The organism is Paenibacillus terrigena DSM 21567, assembly GCF_000374845.1.
Classification (GTDB): Bacteria; Bacillota; Bacilli; order Paenibacillales; family Paenibacillaceae; genus Paenibacillus_K; species Paenibacillus_K terrigena.
This window is the reverse complement of record NZ_KB895414.1, coordinates 735078-755604: the sequence shown is the minus strand read 5'-3', so window position 1 is coordinate 755604 and position 20527 is coordinate 735078. Positions and strand designations below refer to the sequence as shown.

The window sequence follows — 20527 nt, the reverse complement described above, 5'->3', positions numbered from 1 at the left end:
TGAACTGCACCCCGTCAAGTAGACAGTACAAATAATAAAAACAGTTAAGCGGCCTTGTTCCTGAATTCCATTGGACTAAGGCCGTTTAATTTTGCTTGTAATCGTTCGTTATTGTAAAAATGAATGTAGGTCTCGACGTCCTTCTTGAGATCCTCAAAGAATTCGTACGTGTGTAAATAATACTTCTCACATTTTAGAGTCCCCCAGAAGGATTCCATTGGGCCGTTATCGATGCATCGACCAACTCGAGACATGCTCTGAGACAGCCCGTTTTTGTCCAAAAGCTTTTTAAAGTCCAACGATGTGTATTGAAATCCACGATCACTGTGAAGCATAGGTTTGCTTCCTGGAGCTGCTTGCAAAGCTTGCTCCAACGTCTGAAATACCAGCGGATTGTTATTGGAATGCCCCAATACAAAGGAGACGACGGATTTATCATGGAGATCTAGAATAGCGCTTAAATAGGCTTTTTGACCATGTCCATATTTGAATTCGGTCACATCCGTGACCCACTTCTCATTTGGTGCTGAAGCCTCAAATTTACGGTTTAACAGGTTCTCTGCCACTTGCTGTGGAGTGGAATGCACATATTTCGCTCTTTTCCTGCGGATTACAGACTGAATCCCCCTTAGCTTCATCAGCCGGTACACACGTTTATGGTTGATCGTTTTTCCGGTTTGCTTGCGCATATGTAGAGTTAATTGACGGTATCCAAATGTACGCTCCACTTTCTCATAGATGTTCAGCATCACCTGCGCCAACTGCTCATTCTCTAGCTCATGAAAGCTGGGTCTACGATTTAGCCACTTGTAATAGCTAGAGCGTGCAATCCCTGCAATTTCACAGAGAAGCTGAATGCGCATTGATGCATCCTTGTGAAGAGCTTCAATGGCAAGGTAAACCGTTTCATGTCGTATATGACCTAGCGTCGCCTTCTTTCGAGTTCCTCTAACTTTTTTAAGAATGCATTCTCAGCCCGAAGGCGCTCAATTTCGTACTCCATTTGCTTCATCTTGAGTTTCTGTTGATCAGCCTCTATTAACTCTTCAGGTGCTTTCTTTCTGCCTCGGCCATCTTTTAACGCATCCTGACCACGATCCTCGAACTTCTTCACCCATTGATATACTTGCTGGTAAGAAACCTGAAATTGTTCCGCCGTCTTTTGGTAGTCATACTGATTAACCAGGCAATACTGAACAATCTCTATCCGTTCCTGCCACGTTGTAGAACGACCTTTTGTCATAGCTTTTGTTTCTCCTCTGTAGGCTTTTAAGCTGCTATGACCATTATACTTCTTAATCCAGTCGGAGAGCTGTCTTGTACTGGAGATCTCATATTTATCGATGATCTGGTACTGAGACAATTCGCCCTGAAGGTGTTCTCTCACCGCTTGAAGCTTGAGTTCAGCACTATAACTTCGGTTATGGGTACGGCGCTCCAGCCCTTCATAACCATACAATTTGTAGCGTCGTTGCCATTTCATTAACGTTGTTTTGTTAATCTCATACTTTTTAGCAGCAGCTAGAAAACCAATCTCTCCATTTGAAACTTCTTCAATGATTTTGAGTTTTTCTAGTGCATTATATTTTTTCCTGACCACGAAAAAACTCCCCTTACAGTAACAGGTTTTATTTTTTAACCTGTCTACCGTAGGGGGAGCATATCAAATCTGGATGCTTTTTTCTATGTTCTTTGTCCATGTTCTTCTTTAACATGTTCAACTATATCTTCAATTCTACAATTAAACAAAATACATATTTTGTTGATAACCTATATTGACACATTTATTATCTTTTTATCTAAATATTACCTACATATTCGACATTTATATTTATAATTCGACATTATTAGATATATTTAGCTGCTGATTTAGTAGAAATACATAAAAAAAATTACTTGTCAATCAAAAAAAGTGATGAAGATATTTAGATATAATTTTCAATTCATAACAAATATAATTGGGTTGAGTAAACCCGATACATATTCGGGAGGAAATAAATCATCATGGAAAACAATCTTTGCTATACACTTGGGAAGATTCAGTTGATAACTTTTATGCTTGGACTGAATCATACTGTGAAGTTGATCCAGATCTGATAAAAGTTTTAAAGACTCAAGTAAAAACTCAAAAGGATCTTGATAGATTTGTCGAATTGTACGATGGTGACTTTGAACATTTAGAAGTCACTATTAATAAGATGCTGATAACTGCTGCTTGAGTGAAAGCTAACAATGCAGACTAATTATGAAACAGTGCACTATATTGAATTGGAAGATTGTATTGCCAAAATCGATGACACTATAGAACTGCTTATTAACCTATAACATTGAAGAAATTGGAATAGGTTACATGAGTTGTTTAGATACAAGAAAGGGATATAAATATTGTACATATCAGATAAAATCAAAGACGAATATAAACAGTGGCAAGCAGGCGATATAGTATTTATTGACTCTGGTACGGGGACAGGTAAATCACATTTTATTAGGAATAAGTTATCAAAATGGGCTGAATCTGATTTTTCTCAAATTTTATATCTCGTCAATAGGATTGAGCTAAAGCAGCAGATTGATGATATATTACAGCGTCATAATAATATGACAATTATGACAGCAACTTACCAATCCATCGAACATGATAATAGCTTTGACTATACCAGATTCAAATATATTGTCTGTGATGAGTGCCATTACTTTACTGAGGATAGTCCATTTAATTTAAATAGTAACGTGTCTTTGCAGATAATCAAAAGTTTAAACAGTCACATTCGTATCCTTATGAGTGCTACTGGCGATACTCTATTTTCTTATATTCGTGATGAGTTAACTAAACAGAAAGTATGGGAGTATAAACTTCCAAGGGATTTTAGTCACATTGCTTCGCTCTCATTTTATAAAAACATAGAGGTCGTAGAGCAATTCATAAAAGATAAATTCCCCGCAGAGAACGATAAAGTGCTTTGGTTTTGTAAGTCCGTAGAGCAAGCAGCCAATCTTTATAAGAAATATCCCAATTCAGCTTTTATGTGTAGCAAAAGTCAAAGTAAATATACCAATCTTCTTTTAGATGATACGATTATCACTTATAAGGACAAGATAACGTTTAGTGGAAAATGGCTATTTACGACTAAGGTTCTGGATAATGGGTTTGATTTAAAAGATAAAGATATTAAAGTTATCATTTGCGATTACCATGATATAAACTCTGTGTTGCAATGCATTGGTCGTAAGCGCAAGCTTAACAGCGACGATAATGTGCATATTGTATTAGCTAACTACGACAATCGAGCTATTTCAGGGTTTGTCGCAGATACAAAAAATACATTAGCACAGGCACAAGCAATAATTGACGGGGAACGCGAACTATATATAAAGCTCGTTGGTAAGTTTGGTAATAAATCTAAATACATTGTAATGGATGTAGTACAGGACAAAGGACATGGTTTCGATAAAAAAGTTTCTACTCCTAAATATTTAAAAGTAAAATCAGATCATGAGACATACACTTACATGCTAAGTGAACAGCGTGACATCAATAAGCGGAGAGAGCTCAAAGGCGAGAGAAAGCAAAATGACGGATATAAACAATTTATAAAAACCCTATTAAATAAGAAGGAAATTTATGATTTAGATGACTACTATAAAATAGATGATCTTGATAAGTATCTTAGTAAGTTAGTAAATATAAAGCTATTCAATGCCGAGCAAAAGGAATTAATAGATAAAATTGCTGCTAAGGGTAACGGGAGATTAATTAAAGCAATCGGAACCTTAAATAACAAGTTAAGCGAACAGGGTTTAAATTATATAATAAAATCAGATAAGGATAAGAGACGAAAACTTGAAGATGGGTCAGTTAACAAAAATAGACTTAAAGTATATTGGATTGTTTCAACTCTGTAGTCTCTTGGTTCTAAAATTGGTGTAATGCTAATATATAAGCTTATCAACAAAAAAAGAACCGTAAGAATATATAATACGCCAGCAAGGGGGAATCGGTGCGGTAGCAGCGATGGGGGAATGAATGGCTAGGAACAATTTGCGAAGTGGTTTTCTTTGCAAATGTGGAGGTCATTCCCCCTTATTACTTACCTAATAATAAAGTCAAAGGATACATGTGCAGGATAAAGGACATCCTGACATGAGCAATCACCAAGCCCCAAGTCACTACGCTTCTTGGTCATTGGACGAATTGCAACTATTAAATAATCAAACTGGATATAGTGTTTTATAAGCCGCTCTCATGCAGGGTGGCCTTTTTGTATACAATCTCATATATTTGAAACAATAGATATTATGAGAGGTGATAGTGCAATGTTCGAAGACGTGAAGAATGTGAAATAAGGAGTTATAATTCTTGGAGGTGATTGTCGTGAGACAGTTAAATCCCCTATTGGCAATCGGGCGAAACTTTGGGAAAAAGCTTTAAAAAATACAGTTAGAAATAAAGATGATCTTACTGTTGTTGGTAAAAATGATCCGTATCGCAAAAAGTGACTTCTCTAAAATTAAATGATTTAAAATCTAACTCAACCTACCTTCGGGTGGTTGTTTTTTTATACAAAGACAGAAGAAGTCACCATAAAGAACAATATTCTAATATTGGCTTTTAGGAGGACTTTTTGAATACAAGAAGCAGGTTATAAATCTATCATTTAGGTAATAAATATATATAGGTTGAATATACTAGAAAAAACAATTTAAAAAGGTTGAAACACCGAACTAAAGGAGATGAATTTCATGTCTGAGAAGCTATTTAAAGATGGGGATGAAGTCATTCATAAAGGTAAAAAATACATATATTCAAAAAATGAGGATGGAAGAGACACAATAAGTTATTATGATAAGAAATATAAATGGCGTGTTAATCTTGTTTTCGCAAAAGATGAACAAGGAGTTCGATAGCAAATGTTTGAGGCTCTCTCGGAGGAATCTATGAATCAATTTAAAGCAAAGTATAGTAAACAATAAAGTATACAATTATACACATCTACATGAGTGCCGCTGTTACTTTACGATAGATTATCGAAAAATGTGTAAAAATACCGATAAACCCTTTTAAATATAAGGGTTTTTTAGTATCTAGAGAATTACTTACGATAGGAAATATAATTGGAGAATATGGTATAAACAGAAGGCTTTTTACACCATAACTTTATTCACCGATATCCCTTACGATAATCATGTTTTATTCGAAAAAGTAAAGAAAATAAAGGGATTTATATAATTTTCGAAACTTGGCCGATATAACGATTTTGGATACGATCACATAAAAGATGGAGAGGCTTCAAAATATCATATTTTATGAGAATGCATTGTGTCGTAGAAGTTGACTTCCACGCAATAATTACCGTATAATGTGTCGTAGAAGTCGTGATTATGGGAGTGGTAACCTTGAAAATAAGTTGCGTGGAAGTAGACTTATTTATAAAAGACCAAGAAGCAAGAGGTAAGAGTGATAATACTGTAAGTACATACAGAAGAATTATGATGTCATTTGTTGAATGGTTAGATACTAATGGTGGTGACATCACTGACCTAACTCGGTACGATGTACAGTCTTATATTAAGTCCCTTGAGCAAGATGGTAAGAATGCATCAACCATTGATAAGATATTTGCTTGTTTGAGTGTATATGCTCGGTACACTGATCATCATGACATTGTTGACCGGATTAAGAGAACTAAACCACAAAGACAGACGCAAACAGCGCCTAAGTCATTGGGAGAACTAGAAAGAAAGGCACTGCTTCGTGATGTTGAGAAAGATAGAAATTTAAGAGATATAGCTATCATTTATACTCTAGTCCATTGTGGTCTAAGGGTTTCTGAATTAGTGGCATTAGATATATCAGATATTGTTATTTATGAAAGAAGTGGTAACCTAACTGTTAGATATAGTAAAGGTGGAGAGTCTAGGGTTGTTCCACTGGCTGTTGATGTAAGATATCATCTTACCCGCTATCTGGACACTCGTACAGACAATGATATTGCACTATTTCTTAGCAACGAACGTAAGCGTATATCAGTTCGTACTATTCAGCATATGTTAAGTAAATACGGCACACATCCACATGCTTTACGGCATACCTTTGTTAGACAATTAGTCAAGTCAGGAAATGATATATCTACAGTTGCGGAACTAGCAGGACATAGAGACGTTAACGTTACTCGTCGTTATTCCAAGCCGGATGAAATGGAGAAGATAGCAGCTATTGAAAAAGCATTCTCATAATACGTAACTATCTAAGCCCAATACGGGCTTTTTATTTTTCCTCTCTTTTCAATATCATTGAAATAAAGGCGATGAAAACTGCATTTCATTTAATAATCAAACTTATTTTCCCTGTATTCTTCATACGTCGAATCTTCCATCATGCTTCTATGCATTTCTGCTATTTCGTCAGAATAATCATCGATTGTAATTTCATATCTTGCGTCCTCAAGTATAGAGTATAAGTCTTCAATATAAGTTATAAAAAAATCATAGCTTAAATCATATGCGATTCTCATTTTAACTAATAATTCAAGCATTTCTCCATCTGACAAATTAATCTCATAGTGCATAAACTGGTTTCTAATCTTATTTAGATAACTTATTGCTACCTCAAAGTCACTTGAGATATCATAATTACATAAATATTTGACTCGTCTAATTGCTTCGTTTAAAGTTACAGTTTTAAGGAGTGGGTTAACTTCCAGTACATTATCCTTCCCTTTCTCCAGCATTGCCTTCTTAGCTATCATATATTTATCTATATCAGCGAAAATTAAATACTCTTCATAGTTTTTAAGTATTAATTTGAAGAGAATCTCTATTCCATGATTTAGAGAGATCACTGCGTCTTTTAAATTATGAGCTAGTCCCTCTTCTAAGGTTGAGAGTTTTTCCATGATTAAATAAGCTGCCTTTAATGAATCGGCTCCGTTCTCAGCTAACCCCATTCTGATCATATTTCATCTCCTCATAGTTTATAATGAAACACGTCTTTCATTCGAAATTAAATCATGTGATCATCAACAATATCTATGATTTCTATGAGCATATCCCATATATCTATACAAAGGTTCTTCATTTCATTAGACGTAATGTAAATAATATTTTCTCCAGAAAAAGATGTAGTAACCCTGTACTTAACTCCACCTAATTCGCTAATTGGACCTTTTCCATCTTGATAACGAATTACTCCTGAAGTGGGTGTGGATGGCGGAAAGTTGTGCGTATAATCATTTCTAAGTTCCCTAAATTTTTGGTAAATGGATTTCTCAATTATTTTATTTAATTTAGAATACAATTCAGGATTAGATTTTTGAACCTGTTGTTGATTTCTTTCAATTTTCCAACATTTCTCGAATGAAGGTTTAGGAATGTTCCAGTCATACATTATGCATCCGATATTTGCCAAAATGTCTAGAGCAGACGAAACTTTATAAAGAAATATATCACTATAATTGTCATAATAACTTTTTAAAAAGTGATCTTTCTCTTCGAATTGGGTAAATAGTTGGAAGCCTCCTCTGGTTTTATTAAACCAATTTTCATCGTTAATCCCTTGATCAAGAATATGTAGCATATTCACAAGACTTATCTCTGCTTGCCATACTTTTTCATAGAAAGATTCAAACCAAACACTTAGTTGATACCCCATGTGATGTTCTAATCTGTTTTTTTTCTTGGGTATCCTTAAATGACTATTTATTCGATTTAGGTCTCCAAAATCTGGGTATATCAAACTATATAGCTCCTCCAACTTCTCACCCTTCTCATTTAAAATAGTCACTTCATGCACTTAATGATAATGGGGGGTATTTAAAACATTACATGCTTAATATGTTGTTTTATATGCCCCTAGCACTTCAACTTCCACACCATGTCAGTATATATTCGATTGATCTAACAGCAATACAACTTCCACTAAATAATGTACTACAGATTCGTAGTTGTGGCACAAGCATTATACTAACTACAAAACACTAACTACAAAACACTAACGATAAAACACTACTACAATTATACACTACAGCATGGCAAAGTTCTGGTGTCGTGATTGTGGATTGAAAATTTAACCCCAGGCCTGGAACAATTGGTTATAAGAAGTCATATGAAAATATCCATATGGATTGTTTAATATCATTTCAAAAGTATACATGATAGTATTACCATATTATATAAATGACTTTAACTTTGGTGGTGACAATGACATGTTCTGTACATTTTATGGACGTGTATCTACAGATAGTAATCAACAGTTATCGGCACTAGACAATCAGGAAGATTACTGGAAGGACTATTTTAAAAGCAATAACTTAAAAATGAATCCTAATTGTGGGGCGTTTTTTAATCGCGAAGGTGTGTTAGTACCAAGAGGTGGATATTATATTGACGAGGGTATATCAGGATATAAATCGAAAAAGTACCGTAAAGCCTTTATGAAAATGATAAATGATGCCCGATTGAAAAAATTTGATATGATTTATACGCGCTCAATAAGTCGATTTGGTAGGAATGTAGAGGATATCATCACCACAATCAATGATTTAAGAAGGAATAATGTTGGTGTTTATTTTGAAGATATTAACGCAAACACTCTTGATCGAAATGACGATTTCAAAATTCATATATTTATGGGACTTGCCCAAGAAGAATCACGCCTAAAAAGCGCAAGTGTTCAAAAGGGAAAGATGACTGCCGCTGAAAAAGGGGTTTGGAGTGGTAGAGAGCCATTCGGATACGATATTTACACAGGTGTATTAGAAATAGATGGTGTTAGACAATTTGTAAAAGGCCGATTAGTGATCAATGAATCAGAAGCAGGCATTGTAAAGGAAATATTCGATGCATATTTAAATAAAGGATGGGGATTAAGTAAAATTGCAAAATACTTAAATTCTAAAGATGTACCCAGAAAAAGAAATTCGAACAAGTGGGATCAAAGTATTATTGGTAAGATGCTTAAAAATCCAATATATAAAGGAACGGTTTGGCAACATAGGACATATAAGCGAGATCCCCAACAAAATATTATTGTCAATGTACCAGTAGAAGAACAAATTGTATTTGAAGATACGTCTTTGTTAATGATCGATCCAGAAACATTTGATAAAGTTCAGGAATTAAAGGAAGAACGTTTAAAAATGTTCGGTGACTTCAAATATAAGATCATTACAGAAGAAGACGAATTGGGGAATGAGCTAGAACGGAAAGTTAGAGTAGGTATCGACAGGGCAAGTCAAAGATATAGCGGAGCTCATCTATTTAGCAATTTATTAAGATGTGGAAATTGTCACTCCCCACTTAGATTTAAAAAGCAGAAAAGTACCAGTGGTAGAATACATCATTATTGGTTCTGTTCAAGTAATGATAAAGATGGTCGATGTAAATATCGAAACCTTCAAAAGGATGAAGAATTAATTGAATGGGTAAAGCAAGAAATTGAAACCTTCAAATTAAATGATTTTCAGCATAAAGACATTATCGAAAAAATGATAAAACTACAGTTTGACTCTGACGGCGATAATGAAAGTAAGATTCGTAATCTTAATGAAAAATTATCAGAATTAAAAGAGCAATCGGATACAAATCTATATGTACTTTCTAAAGGATATATCGAAGAAACAGAATTTGCTGAACGTTCAAGGAAACTAAACAATCAAATGAGTATCTTAAAGAATGAACTAGAGCAATTGAAAAACATTGATTTGGAAAAGTGTAGACTTGTTGCACAGTTTAATGATTTTGTTGAAGGCCTAAAAAAAATAGATACTAAAAATTTAAGTAATGCTACCCTTAGGAAAATAATTGATAAGATTGTTTTTACAACAAATGATCTCGATCTAAATTATGGCGCTATGATGGGGTATGTTCATTTACCAGAACCCAAAGAGATACATTGGAAGTATATGGGTCAATCCGTGGGGGATTTGTCTTATGAATATACAAGTAAATATTTTAAAGTTGGTGATGATGAGTATATAGATCCATGGACTCTTCTTCCAATTAAGTAGACCTGAGAAGGTCTATTTTTTTGTATTATTTTAGGCTGATTTCATGGATTGGTATGATAGTTAATTAGATTTTTTATTGAAGTATAACAAAGCTGTGGTGGTTTGTGCGTATCACGTCATGCCACTATAAAGAAAGCATGTTGTTAAGCTCTGTATAATTCTTACAGAGCCATTTACAAATACTATAGATAAAACGATAAAAAACGACATTTTTAGCGATAGTAGTTATAGATTGGGATCTTTATAATGATCTAAGTGTAAATATTTGTCGATTATTTCAAAAAGAGAAAGTGGGTATTTAAACAATGAAGAATCCCAAAAAAGTTAGTTTGATGTTGCTAGTAATCTTGTTTTCACTATCTCTCATACCTAACGAGTTGAAGGCGAGTAAAGTGGAGTATTCGCAGCAGATTAATGGAAAAACAGAAACATGTACTGTAGATCTCAGTAAATGTATCAATATTGGGAAAGGTAAAAGTGGTGAAGAAGCAACTGAAATAGTTAGTAAACGTACTAGCAATTCAAAACAATACCGATTAAGTAACGGTCATTCTCGGAAAACTTATTCTTCAATGCCAATGCACTATCTTGATAATAATGGTAATTTTTTGGATATAAACACATCTCTATTAGATACAAATGATTTGTTGACATCTGATATAGTCATGTCAAGTGAAACGGCAGTAAATATAAAAAAAATAAAGAGTAATCAGATGAAAAATACAAAGAAAGATTCAGCGGTCAATACCTATACTGCAGCTCAAGTACCATTTTATTTGGAGGTTTCTAAGAGTGTTAAGAAAGGATATTTAATTGGGAAAGATAACATCCAGTTGACTTTCATTCCTATTGGAGCTACTGATGTCATTGGTTCGGTAGATCGGGATAAAATTAGTTATCAAGATGTCTGGAAAGACTCTGACATTCAACTTAAAGTTTTACCAAATGGAATAAAAGAAGATATCATTTTAAAGTCGATAAATGCTCCGAGAAAATTTTCTTTTCAAGTTAAAGGTCAGTTATCAGACAGACTAGTATCAGGAAAGATGAAAATTGCTCCTGCTTTTTTGATTGATGCTAATGGTATTAAGCGGGATGTAAAACAATTATTAAGGAATGAAAATGAGGGCTTATTATATATTGATCTTGAGTTTGATACAACAGGATTAACATACCCAATAACTGTTGACCCATCTGTAACTATTGACGGAGGAATATATAAACCTGGGACATCAAATAAAGTATACGTAGATTTCCCCGACCTTAATGTTAATCAAATCCAACAAATGTACGTAGAAAGCTATCTTGGCGATAATGATCCAGAAATGCTATTCCAGCCTGTTGAGATTTATTTAACTAAAGAGGAGTACGGAAATGAGGCGAATTTCGGTTACACTTCTCCGAAACCGGGTAAAGACGGGAGAAACGTTATATATGTTGGATCAACACAGAAGGGGATACTTAATGTTCGCGGACAGGATCTTAGGAGCTTATGGTCAGGTGTAATTTATGGCGCCGCAGCATATTCTCCGAATTTAGCAGCAGCAACTGAGTATGCAACAATTGATTATACAATTGATTATGTAGATAGTCCAATTGATAACCAAGCTCCTACAGCACCTACCAATTTTGCAATATCGAGTACTCTAACAACACTAAGCTGGTCGGGATCAACAGATAACTTTGGTGTCGAATGGTATCATATTTATAATGGAACCCAATTTGTTATAGCTAGTGTTCCTGGAAATACGAATTCCTATCCAGTAAACCTATTACCAAATAATAATTTATATAAGTTATCAGTAAAGGCTTATGATGCTGATGGTAATGAGTCTAACCCATCAAATGTAATAACCTTTTACAAGGGGGAGCTTAAGTACAATTATGATCAATCAGGACGATTGAGTAATGTCACGACTCCTTCTGGACAAGTTTTGAAAATTTATCAATACGATAAAAACGGGAATCTTTTGAAAATTATTACACCATAGGAACTAATGACTTAAATAAAAATTATAAGAAACACATTTATTTCCTTGTTGTTGCTTGTAAATCATCCTTTTAAGGGAGTTATTATTTATGAAACTAATCAGAAAGATAGTTGTCTTACTATTAATACTTACGCTTAATATTGAACTGATTGGCTATAATCTAGGACAAGTATCTGCTAATGAAGAGATCTCACAAATTACAATTGAGTCTATATTGGATCGGTTTTCAGTAACAGAAGAATTTATTCAGGAACAACTTGATGCAGGTCACAATTTAAGTGATATATATAAAATTCTTTATCATGCAGAGCGTATGAATATCAGTTACGAAGAGGCATTGAAAAAACTATTTGCAACAGAAATGAACAGATCTCAAAGTGTTACAGGTGAAGTGTACGAAATGGACACTTCACAAGGTGTACCTGGTCAGGTGTATGGTGATATAAATAACTCTATTTTACAAAAAATGAGTTTTATTGAGAGTAGCAGTGCAACGGTGACAGGCCAAGTTTATGATGAAAAAAATCATAGTAGTAATAATGAATCTTCTGTAACCGACGAAGTTTATGTGGGGCAGATGACACGAATGAATTTTCTGGGGGTAACACCACCTCCAGTATTGGAAAAAGCGCCCGTATACCAGAAAGATTCATTCAGCCAAGCTCCATATGCTATTGGAAATAATAATGAGTCAATTTCTAGTATGACTGGAGAGCTATCACTTCAGAATACCGAGATCAAACTTCCTGGCAGGAATGGGCTAGGATTTTCATTGACACGACAATATAGCACTAGAGATGCTCAATTCTATGATATGGATTATAGAGAAGAATCTTTCCCATATGATATTTATAAATATTACGTTGAGTACAGTGCCGTAGCCAAAACACTAATTCCACAATACACAGTTAAGTATAACGAAGTGAAGTATATTCAGGATGATATGAATAATGATGGTATAGTTGACTCTTCGTCGTCTCCAGTTTATGAGACTTATGAACGAACAGTCGGAGTCTATAACATAAAAGACCAGGCAATTAAAGCTGCAAATGAACCTGTATTATACCATTATCCAGCGGTATCTGAATATGACCACAAGGAAAAATTAGAAAAAAGTACAGATAGTTTTCCGGATTATATAAATTATGATAAGAATCAATTTGTTGGTAGGTTATACAAAGATGGAGGATCGAAAATTATTTCAGGGTCCTATACTCCTGCTCATTCTAAGACTGAGCCTGGTAGCTGTACCAATAGAATACCCGGAAAATATGATTCCAAAGGAGTATGGAGTAGAACGGGAAGCGGGAATACCTGCCCAGATTCTTTACAATATACTAATGGAGGATACTCAGGGACTTTAAATAGAACGACAACGGATATAGTGAAAGCTTGTTCTTCTCCGGATCTGAAATCAGCTGGATATGTATGTACCAAAGAGTATAAAGCTAATTATTCAGGCACTGTAACTAAGCCCGCATCTCCAGATACAAGAACATGGCGTCAAGGTTACATAGGGACTATTACAAAACCTGGATATTCAACAGACACAAGATATGATAATTGGATTTCGTATGGTTCGAATAAAGGTAGTTGGAGATTTGCTTATACGAACCAGAAACCATTTATAGTTGAGTCGAAAATAGAGCAAACTGGACCTGGCGTAAATGTTCAGCTAAATTCTGAGGCTTCATATGATTATAATGAAATATCGAATCTAAAAAATTTTATTATGAATAATCAGGGAGCACGCTTAGGTGTGCAAGATAGCAAGGTATATTATATTTCATCGAATCCAAACCCAGTAATTAAAGGCTATGTTGCGTATACTGGTTATGGATATACCTACAGTAACACTACCAAAACCCCTCAGTTCGAAAAAATAGCCCCAATCGGAAAAGGTTGGCGCTGGAAGCTGCCATATATGGAGTCAGAAAAGGGCAAACAGTATATAAATATGATGGATGGTGGGCGTTATCAAATCGAGGGAACGAAATTAAAAGGATATGAGTGGGAAAGTCCAACATTAACAATAGATTCAACTCTGAATGTAAATGGTGAACAATCAAATTATGTATTGACTTCAATTGACAGTAGGTTGAAACAATGGTTTACAAGTGATGGACGATTAATTCAAATTTCGGATCCATATAACAATAAAATTCATTTCTTGTATGAGCAAAGTTCAACTTATAATAGTAAATTACTTACACAAATTAAAGATAGTATTGGCAATACAATTAGAATCGCGTACACTCCTTCCCAAGTTATAGTTACAAATGGAAAACAGACGATTACATATACGAAACGAATTGTGGACGGTGTAGAATTTTTAGATTCAGTTACAGATGCCGAAGGACGTAAGACGACTTATTATTATTTGAAAGCAAATGCACGTTTTAACTTATTAGGAGCTTACCCTGAACGTGCAGCTAATAATCCATATGCTTTAATTACTAAGATTCAACATCCAACAGGAGCAACTACATTATATGATTATGAAAAATCACCTCAAAAAAACTATATGGGTTCAGAGTCTTATAATGAAGTCTATCGCATTTCCTCTCGTTGGGATGAGGTTAGCTATACGAACGGAAGCGTCTTACCGTATAACCGTCAGTCAATGAATTACAATAATAGCTTCTTTGGAAGCTCGTATGATCAAGATATGAGCTTCTCTACAACGATAGATGACGGTTTGATTCAAAATACATTTAAATACCGCAAGGATTATATTGACAATAATACGGCTTCACAGTTTTATCTAGATAATACAGAGGTGAAAGCTGGTAGTACGATCAAAACTACTGAGTATTCCTATAATAAGAAAGTGGGTAGTCGCTCATATAATTCAACATCTCCAACTAGCGTAACTACGAGTGACAACCTAACATCTGATAAATTAACAGTAACGACTGAATATGATGATCATGGTAATGTGACGAGACGAGTAGATAGCAATGGAGCAGTAAGTACTTTTAACTATGATTCTGGAAATCATCTCCTTGCAAACTCACTGGAACAAGTTGACACGAATCAATTCATTTATACTGAAATGATTAGGAATATTGCTGGTGATGTCACGCGGACTACAGTTAAGAAGAATAATGCTTCGGGAGAATTGTTACAACAAGTAAACAATAATTCGATTGATACGTATGGCAATGTAACATCAAGGTCTATTGTTAATGGTTCACAGACGATAACAGTTAACACCGAGTATAATAGTGCAAGTGCTTCAGCATTCCCAACGAAACAATCAGTAATGGTTAGTAATGCTGAGGGAACAAAGAGTCTAGTCTCGCTCGAAAATGAGTATGAGTCATTAACGGGGCTCGTTACAGGGATGATTGATGGGAAAGGTTCTCGAACAAGCTACCAATATGACAACTTAGGCAGAATACGTCAAGTCACTTATCCAGCAGGTGAGTCAATAAAAGCTGAGTATGATGATAAATTAAATACGACAACTGTGACTAATGAGGTTGGAAGCAAGAGTCAAACTCGCTGGAATGCCCTAGGCTGGAAGACCGAAGAAGGTATTTTTAAGGGATCTAGTTATGAGAAGAAGGCGAAGTATAATTACGATGCATTTGGACGCGTAATTTCTACTGAAGATGCGCTGTCCAATTTAACTCAGAATCGTTATGATGCGTGGGGACGAATTCAATCAACAGTGAATGCAGAGGGCTCAGAATCAAGATTTCAGTATCTCGATTCAACTCGACAAAAGTCAAGTACGGATGCTGAAGGTAACATGGTGATCGAAACTTATGATAAGTTTGGCCGTCTTGATAGGATTGATGAAAAAACATCAGGAAGTACTACCTCAACGCAAGAAGCGAAGTATGTTTATAATCCAATAACAGGAAAGCTCATTGAAGAACTAGATGCCAAGCAACAAAGCACAAAGTATGGATATGATATTTTGGGTCAATTAACGGCTGTAACAAATGCAAAGAATGAAGTAACTCGTTATAGTTACGATATGATGGGAAATTTACAAAAGACTCAATTCCCAGATGGGAAATTGAAGACCAAAGAATATGATGAGCTTGGTCGTGTAATCCGCATTATTGATGAAACAAATCAAGCTGAGCGTAAATATTATGATGCGAACGATAATCTCGTCAAGAGAATAGACCGCAATGGGAAGCAGGTTACGTTTGATTATGATAAACGCAATCGTCTGGTATCAAGAATAAGTTCTGATGATGAAACGAGTTATTCTTATGATGCAGGTGGTAAACGTATTAGTATGACGGATGGAACAGGGGTTACAAGTTATAAGTATGATCCAGAAACAGAACAACTCCTAACTAAGACGTATCCTGATGGGCTACAGTTATCAATGACGTACGATACCAATGGTAATCGGATTCAGATGACGGATCCATTCGGTAAGAATATCTACTATGCATATGATAATATGAATCGTTTGAAGAGTGTAGGAAATATGGAAACTAAGACAGATGTTCAGTATTCATATTACCTAAATGGATTGTTAAAAGAAACAAACACATCTACTGGTCTAATTTCGAAGAATCAATATGATGGGAAATCGCTTGTTAGGTTATCAGAAAGTTTGAATAATAACTCAATTAATAATTACGAGTATAAATACGATTCGAATAAGAATATAGTGTATCAAAGCCAGACTGGACAAGCAAAGAGCTTTACTTATGATGTATTAAATCGCATTGAATCATTATCGTATGACATGAAATATACGTATGATCTGCGCGGTAACAGATCAGAGTTAAAATCATCGAATGAAGTATTGAGTCTAGCATCGGTGGAGAATGCTTTCGATTCCACAGACCGGCTAACAAGCGTGAAAATTGACGGCAAACTGGTACAATATCGTTACGATGGAGATGATCTACTTGTTGAGCGTATAGAGAATGGAATAACGACACGTTATTATTATGATGGTCAACAAATCATCGCTGAAGCAACTGTTGTAAACGGTAGGCCACAACTTAAAGCACACTATGTTAGAGGAAATAAACTAGAGTCTATAGAATATGCAAATGGTAGTAGAGCTTTTGTTCTAACAAATGGGCATGGCGATATTGTTGAATTGCGTGATGAAGCAGGTAATATCTTAAATCAGTATAGTTATGATATTTGGGGAAAACCAATCAACCAGACAGAACAGGTTCACAATCCATTTAGATATTCTGGTGAGTTATGGGATGATACGACCCAATTACAATATTTACGAGCAAGATGGTACGATCCGAGTATTGGAAGGTTTATTAATGAGGATACGTATGAAGGGGAACAAAATAATCCATTAAGTTTGAATTTATATACGTATGTGAGTAACAACCCGCTCATATATTTTGATCCTAGTGGACATTTTCTAATATTAAGTAGTGGAGTTGGTGGGGATTCGGGATATTATTTAGATAAGAATAATATCAGAAGAATGAAATCTAATTCCGAAATTGATTATAGCTTTTACATGTACCAGTATCAATTTGATCACAAAAGTTTTATGACAGCAAACAATAAAGGTAATATTAAGTATAAGCAAGCGATGGGTGATGTTGTATTAAAATACGATGTAGAGAATATAGATACGATTATTTTAGGGATTGCATTAGTTGAAGGAGTAACTAGTATTAAATCTGGTTCAAATTCTCTCAAAAGACAAAATGAATGCCAGTGTTTCATAGCTGGTACTAAAGTAATGACAGACGAAGGGGAGAAACCTATCGAGGAAATCGAGGTAGGGGATAAAGTCCTAGCTAAAGACGATGATACAGGAGAGATAGCTTACAAGGAAGTTGAATGGCTCTTCCATCGCGATGTTGAAGAAACGTATAATATTACTGTTGGCGGCGAAGTCATAACGACAACTGATGAGCATCCGTTCTGGATTGTTGGCAAGGATTGGGTGAAGTCCAAAGACCTTGTGGTGGGCGATGTTCTGACAACTTCAGATGGCAAAGAATTAGCCATCGAGAAGATTGAAGTTAAGAAGGAACATAGGACAGTCTACAACTTTAAGGTAAAGGACTTCCATACGTACTTTGTATCCAACCTTGGTATTTGGACGCATAACGCTTGTAGTACACCTAATACAACTACAAAATGGGATATAAAGACTGGTGCTGATAAGAAAATAGATTATAAATTTAATGGAAGTACTGTTTCAGCATATCGTGACCCGAAAACAGGAATGTGGTGGGCTAAAGACACGACTGGTCATGCTGATTCTGCTTTTAAAGTATTTAAAGAAGCAAAAGGTGGAAAAGAACTCAATTGGGTTTCTGACGCCGACGAATACGGTAACTTTATTGTTGGAAAACATAAGAGTTCAACTGGTACAGTTATCAAAATAAAGTAGGTCTGGGTGTGATGATATGTCCTTATCGAAAACAGAAGCAGTAAAGTTGTTTAATTTAGGATTCAAAAGACCCGATTATGCAGATTCAGTGTATCCACAAGACATTTATGATTATCAAAACTCAACATGGGTGGTAGGTGGAAGAATCTTGCCTTCGGGAAATTTTCTCTGTGAGGAAGAGATATACAAGGAAGGTACATGGATTCCGAGTTTACTTGATTTAATCTCTTGGTTAGAAGAAAATGATACCAAATTCAACTTATCTTATTCGGGAATGGGATATAAGGTAATTGTTACCGATAACCAAGAGTATGAGTACTCTTCTAAAGGAGCGACCCCTGAATTTGCTTTTTATAATGTCATAACCAAAATCCTTCAGAGGTACGGTGGTAATCCTGTTAATAAAAATTATGAAGTAATAGAAGCTGAATTTATAAACAAGAAGGATTTGTAAAAAAAACAATTAAGAACCTAGAAGATTTTGTCTTCTTGGTTCTTTTCTTTTACCCCCACCCAGTGCCGAGTGGATAAGGCGGATAAGCCCAATCATAACTCTCGTTATCCCTGTATGAAATATCCCTAGTATGATTATACGCACAAGTAAAGTGCTGATTAATATAACCCTTTAAGTCAATCCTTCTACTTCGTAAGGCCCCGAAACCATAAGATATCTCAGGTTTAAGATTCAAATACTTTACTATTGTTTTCTTGCTGTTTTTAAAAAGTAAATTATTTCTGTAGATAAGGTCATGAATTGCACCTCCATGTGTTTTTTATATGTAATCTACAAACCTACTGATGTATGGCGGCGATGAATTGATTCTAAAACAACGATATTTTTAATACCTATTTATAGATATGCTACAGGCGATGAATACTGGCCACGATGGCTCCCTATCCACCGGGCACAGCAATGGCCCACAGGATATGATTAGCCGCTTGGAGACGATGGTGCTTAGTGGTGCGCCGCTACCAATAGAGGTAGTCCGTCAGCAGATTTGTTCTGCGATCGATATTATTGTCCACCTTTCTCGTCTTCGTGATCGATCCAGACATGTGATTGAAATTAGCGAAGTGATAGGACTTGAGGAGGGGGAGGTGGTACTACGACCATTATTCCGATTCCAAGAAGAGGGGGAAGAGGCCGGTCAAGTAAAAGGTGAACTGCGTGCGACAGGACATGGATTACAGGATATGAGCAAGCTTCAGATGGCAGGCCTGCTGAACGAAGACGATCAACTAAAAGGTAGAGGGGGAGATGGATGAACGTACTTGTTTTGGCGTTGGTAGCTGCGATAGCGACAGGCGGGTTTTTCGTTGTACAGGAGCGGATGCGAAGACGACGGTTGAAGGTTGCCGGTGTTGATCCGGAAGTGCCCTCCGTGCAGATTGATAGGCAAATGCCTGAAGGATTAACGATCTACACGGCGTACAAGCTGTCTCGGATACAATGGCTGACGGCGTTTGTTGCGGCAGGATTGATCTTCGGTATCGTAGGTTACTTGTTCTATCACAATCTCGTAGCTGCAATCCTGTGCTTTGGCGCAGGTGCGCTATATCCCAAATTCCGGCGTGAAGCCTTGTTACTAAGGCGTAGAACCGAGCTTAGTCTGCAATTTAAGCAGGCTTTGTACTCGATTTCATCATCTCTTGCTGCAGGAAGATCCGTCGAGAATAGCTTTCATGAGGTGATTCAAGACTTACAGCTTTTGTATCCCGATGCGAATACCGATTTGATCCGGGAATTCCGCATTATCCGTTCACGCTTGGAGAATGGGGAGCCGATTGAGCAGGCTTTACTTGATTTAAGCCAGCGGGCGGGCATTGAAGATATTACGAATTTTGCCGAAGTGTTCTCTGCTTGCAAACGTACAGGTGGCGATCTCGTTGAGGTTGTGCGCCGAACGTCGAATTTGATTGGGGAGAAGATGGACGTGAAACAAGAGATTGCGGTGATGGTAGCCCAGAAGAAATTCGAATCCAAGATTATTATGCTGGCTCCGGTGGGGTTCCTCGCTTTCTTGAATATGAGCGCTCCCGAGTTCATGCAACCGATGTATCAAGGGTTTGGATTCGTTGTATCAACTTTTGTTCTGGTGGGATTAGTGGCTTGTAGTGCTTGGATTCTGAAGATTATGGATATACGTGTATGACATGATATTTCCCCTGGTAAA

The 20527-nt window shown here is 35.9% G+C and carries 13 protein-coding genes and 1 pseudogene; 9 read left to right on the top strand and 5 right to left on the bottom strand.

Features of this window, described 5'->3' with window-relative positions:
* Positions 1 to 44 precede the first annotated feature (44 nt).
* The 3 genes from C558_RS0111535 to C558_RS35195 all read right to left on the bottom strand — a co-directional run bounded on the left by C558_RS0111535 (position 45) and on the right by C558_RS35195 (position 1767).
* Positions 45 to 917, bottom strand: a complete 873-nt coding sequence (locus C558_RS0111535) for an IS3 family transposase (RefSeq protein ID WP_245583789.1) — start codon at positions 915 to 917, stop codon at positions 45 to 47.
* A gap of 5 nt (positions 918 to 922) precedes the next feature.
* Positions 923 to 1600 (bottom strand): helix-turn-helix domain-containing protein, encoded by a 678-nt coding sequence (locus C558_RS0111530; protein WP_018756428.1) that lies wholly within the window; start codon positions 1598 to 1600, stop codon positions 923 to 925.
* Between the two features lie 83 nt (positions 1601 to 1683).
* On the bottom strand, positions 1684 to 1767 hold the full coding sequence (locus tag C558_RS35195; RefSeq protein ID WP_425413926.1) for a hypothetical protein: 84 nt from the start codon (positions 1765 to 1767) through the stop codon (positions 1684 to 1686).
* Positions 1768 to 2385: 618 nt separating this feature from the next.
* Between C558_RS35195 and C558_RS0111520 the strand changes: the two genes are divergently transcribed.
* The 3 genes from C558_RS0111520 to C558_RS0111510 all read left to right on the top strand — a co-directional run bounded on the left by C558_RS0111520 (position 2386) and on the right by C558_RS0111510 (position 6234).
* Complete coding sequence (locus tag C558_RS0111520) at positions 2386 to 3903, top strand: DEAD/DEAH box helicase family protein (protein WP_018756426.1); 1518 nt, start codon at positions 2386 to 2388, stop codon at positions 3901 to 3903.
* 837 nt (positions 3904 to 4740) lie between these two features.
* Positions 4741 to 4905 (top strand): hypothetical protein, encoded by a 165-nt coding sequence (locus tag C558_RS33755; RefSeq protein ID WP_018756425.1) that lies wholly within the window; start codon positions 4741 to 4743, stop codon positions 4903 to 4905.
* A 504-nt stretch (positions 4906 to 5409) separates the two neighbouring features.
* On the top strand, positions 5410 to 6234 hold the full coding sequence (locus C558_RS0111510; protein WP_040674871.1) for a tyrosine-type recombinase/integrase: 825 nt from the start codon (positions 5410 to 5412) through the stop codon (positions 6232 to 6234).
* A gap of 89 nt (positions 6235 to 6323) precedes the next feature.
* On the opposite strand, the gene C558_RS0111505 is transcribed toward C558_RS0111510, so the two are convergent.
* Both C558_RS0111505 and C558_RS0111500 read right to left on the bottom strand, forming a co-directional pair.
* The gene (locus C558_RS0111505; RefSeq protein ID WP_018756423.1) at positions 6324 to 6953 is read right to left on the bottom strand and encodes a hypothetical protein; all 630 of its coding nucleotides are present in this window, start codon (positions 6951 to 6953) and stop codon (positions 6324 to 6326) included.
* Between the two features lie 47 nt (positions 6954 to 7000).
* Complete coding sequence (locus C558_RS0111500; protein WP_211220752.1) at positions 7001 to 7789, bottom strand: Cthe_2314 family HEPN domain-containing protein; 789 nt, start codon at positions 7787 to 7789, stop codon at positions 7001 to 7003.
* A 331-nt stretch (positions 7790 to 8120) separates the two neighbouring features.
* Here C558_RS0111500 and C558_RS0111495 point away from each other — a divergent pair, with 331 nt between their 5' ends.
* The 6 genes and pseudogenes from C558_RS0111495 to C558_RS0111470 all read left to right on the top strand — a co-directional run bounded on the left by C558_RS0111495 (position 8121) and on the right by C558_RS0111470 (position 20506).
* Positions 8121 to 10004, top strand: coding sequence for a recombinase family protein (locus tag C558_RS0111495; RefSeq protein WP_156826066.1), 1884 nt, complete (start codon positions 8121 to 8123; stop codon positions 10002 to 10004).
* A gap of 305 nt (positions 10005 to 10309) precedes the next feature.
* The gene (locus C558_RS0111490; RefSeq protein ID WP_018756420.1) at positions 10310 to 11995 is read left to right on the top strand and encodes a hypothetical protein; all 1686 of its coding nucleotides are present in this window, start codon (positions 10310 to 10312) and stop codon (positions 11993 to 11995) included.
* Positions 11996 to 12083: 88 nt separating this feature from the next.
* Positions 12084 to 18353 carry a polymorphic toxin-type HINT domain-containing protein gene (locus tag C558_RS30875; RefSeq protein WP_018756419.1) on the top strand — a complete coding sequence of 2090 codons (6270 nt, stop codon included), beginning with the start codon at positions 12084 to 12086 and terminating at the stop codon, positions 18351 to 18353.
* A gap of 16 nt (positions 18354 to 18369) precedes the next feature.
* Positions 18370 to 18807, top strand: coding sequence for a hypothetical protein (locus tag C558_RS0111480; protein ID WP_018756418.1), 438 nt, complete (start codon positions 18370 to 18372; stop codon positions 18805 to 18807).
* 398 nt (positions 18808 to 19205) lie between these two features.
* Positions 19206 to 19619: pseudogene (locus tag C558_RS0111475) on the top strand (ATPase, T2SS/T4P/T4SS family); the annotation flags it as partial.
* Positions 19616 to 20506, top strand: a complete 891-nt coding sequence (locus tag C558_RS0111470) for a type II secretion system F family protein (protein ID WP_018756416.1) — start codon at positions 19616 to 19618, stop codon at positions 20504 to 20506. The pseudogene C558_RS0111475 and the gene C558_RS0111470, both read left to right, overlap by 4 nt.
* The last annotated feature ends 21 nt before the right edge of the window (positions 20507 to 20527 follow it).

Excerpts from the sequence above, each read along its gene's own strand:
- C558_RS33755 (WP_018756425.1), top strand. The coding sequence starts at position 4,741 with ATGTCTGAGAAGCTATTTAAAGATGGGGATGAAGTCATTCATAAAGGT.
- C558_RS0111505 (WP_018756423.1), bottom strand. The coding sequence starts at position 6,953 with ATGATCAGAATGGGGTTAGCTGAGAACGGAGCCGATTCATTAAAGGCA.
- C558_RS0111490 (WP_018756420.1), top strand. The coding sequence starts at position 10,310 with ATGAAGAATCCCAAAAAAGTTAGTTTGATGTTGCTAGTAATCTTGTTT.
- C558_RS30875 (WP_018756419.1), top strand. The coding sequence starts at position 12,084 with ATGAAACTAATCAGAAAGATAGTTGTCTTACTATTAATACTTACGCTT.
- C558_RS0111480 (WP_018756418.1), top strand. The coding sequence starts at position 18,370 with ATGTCCTTATCGAAAACAGAAGCAGTAAAGTTGTTTAATTTAGGATTC.
- C558_RS0111470 (WP_018756416.1), top strand. The coding sequence starts at position 19,616 with ATGAACGTACTTGTTTTGGCGTTGGTAGCTGCGATAGCGACAGGCGGG.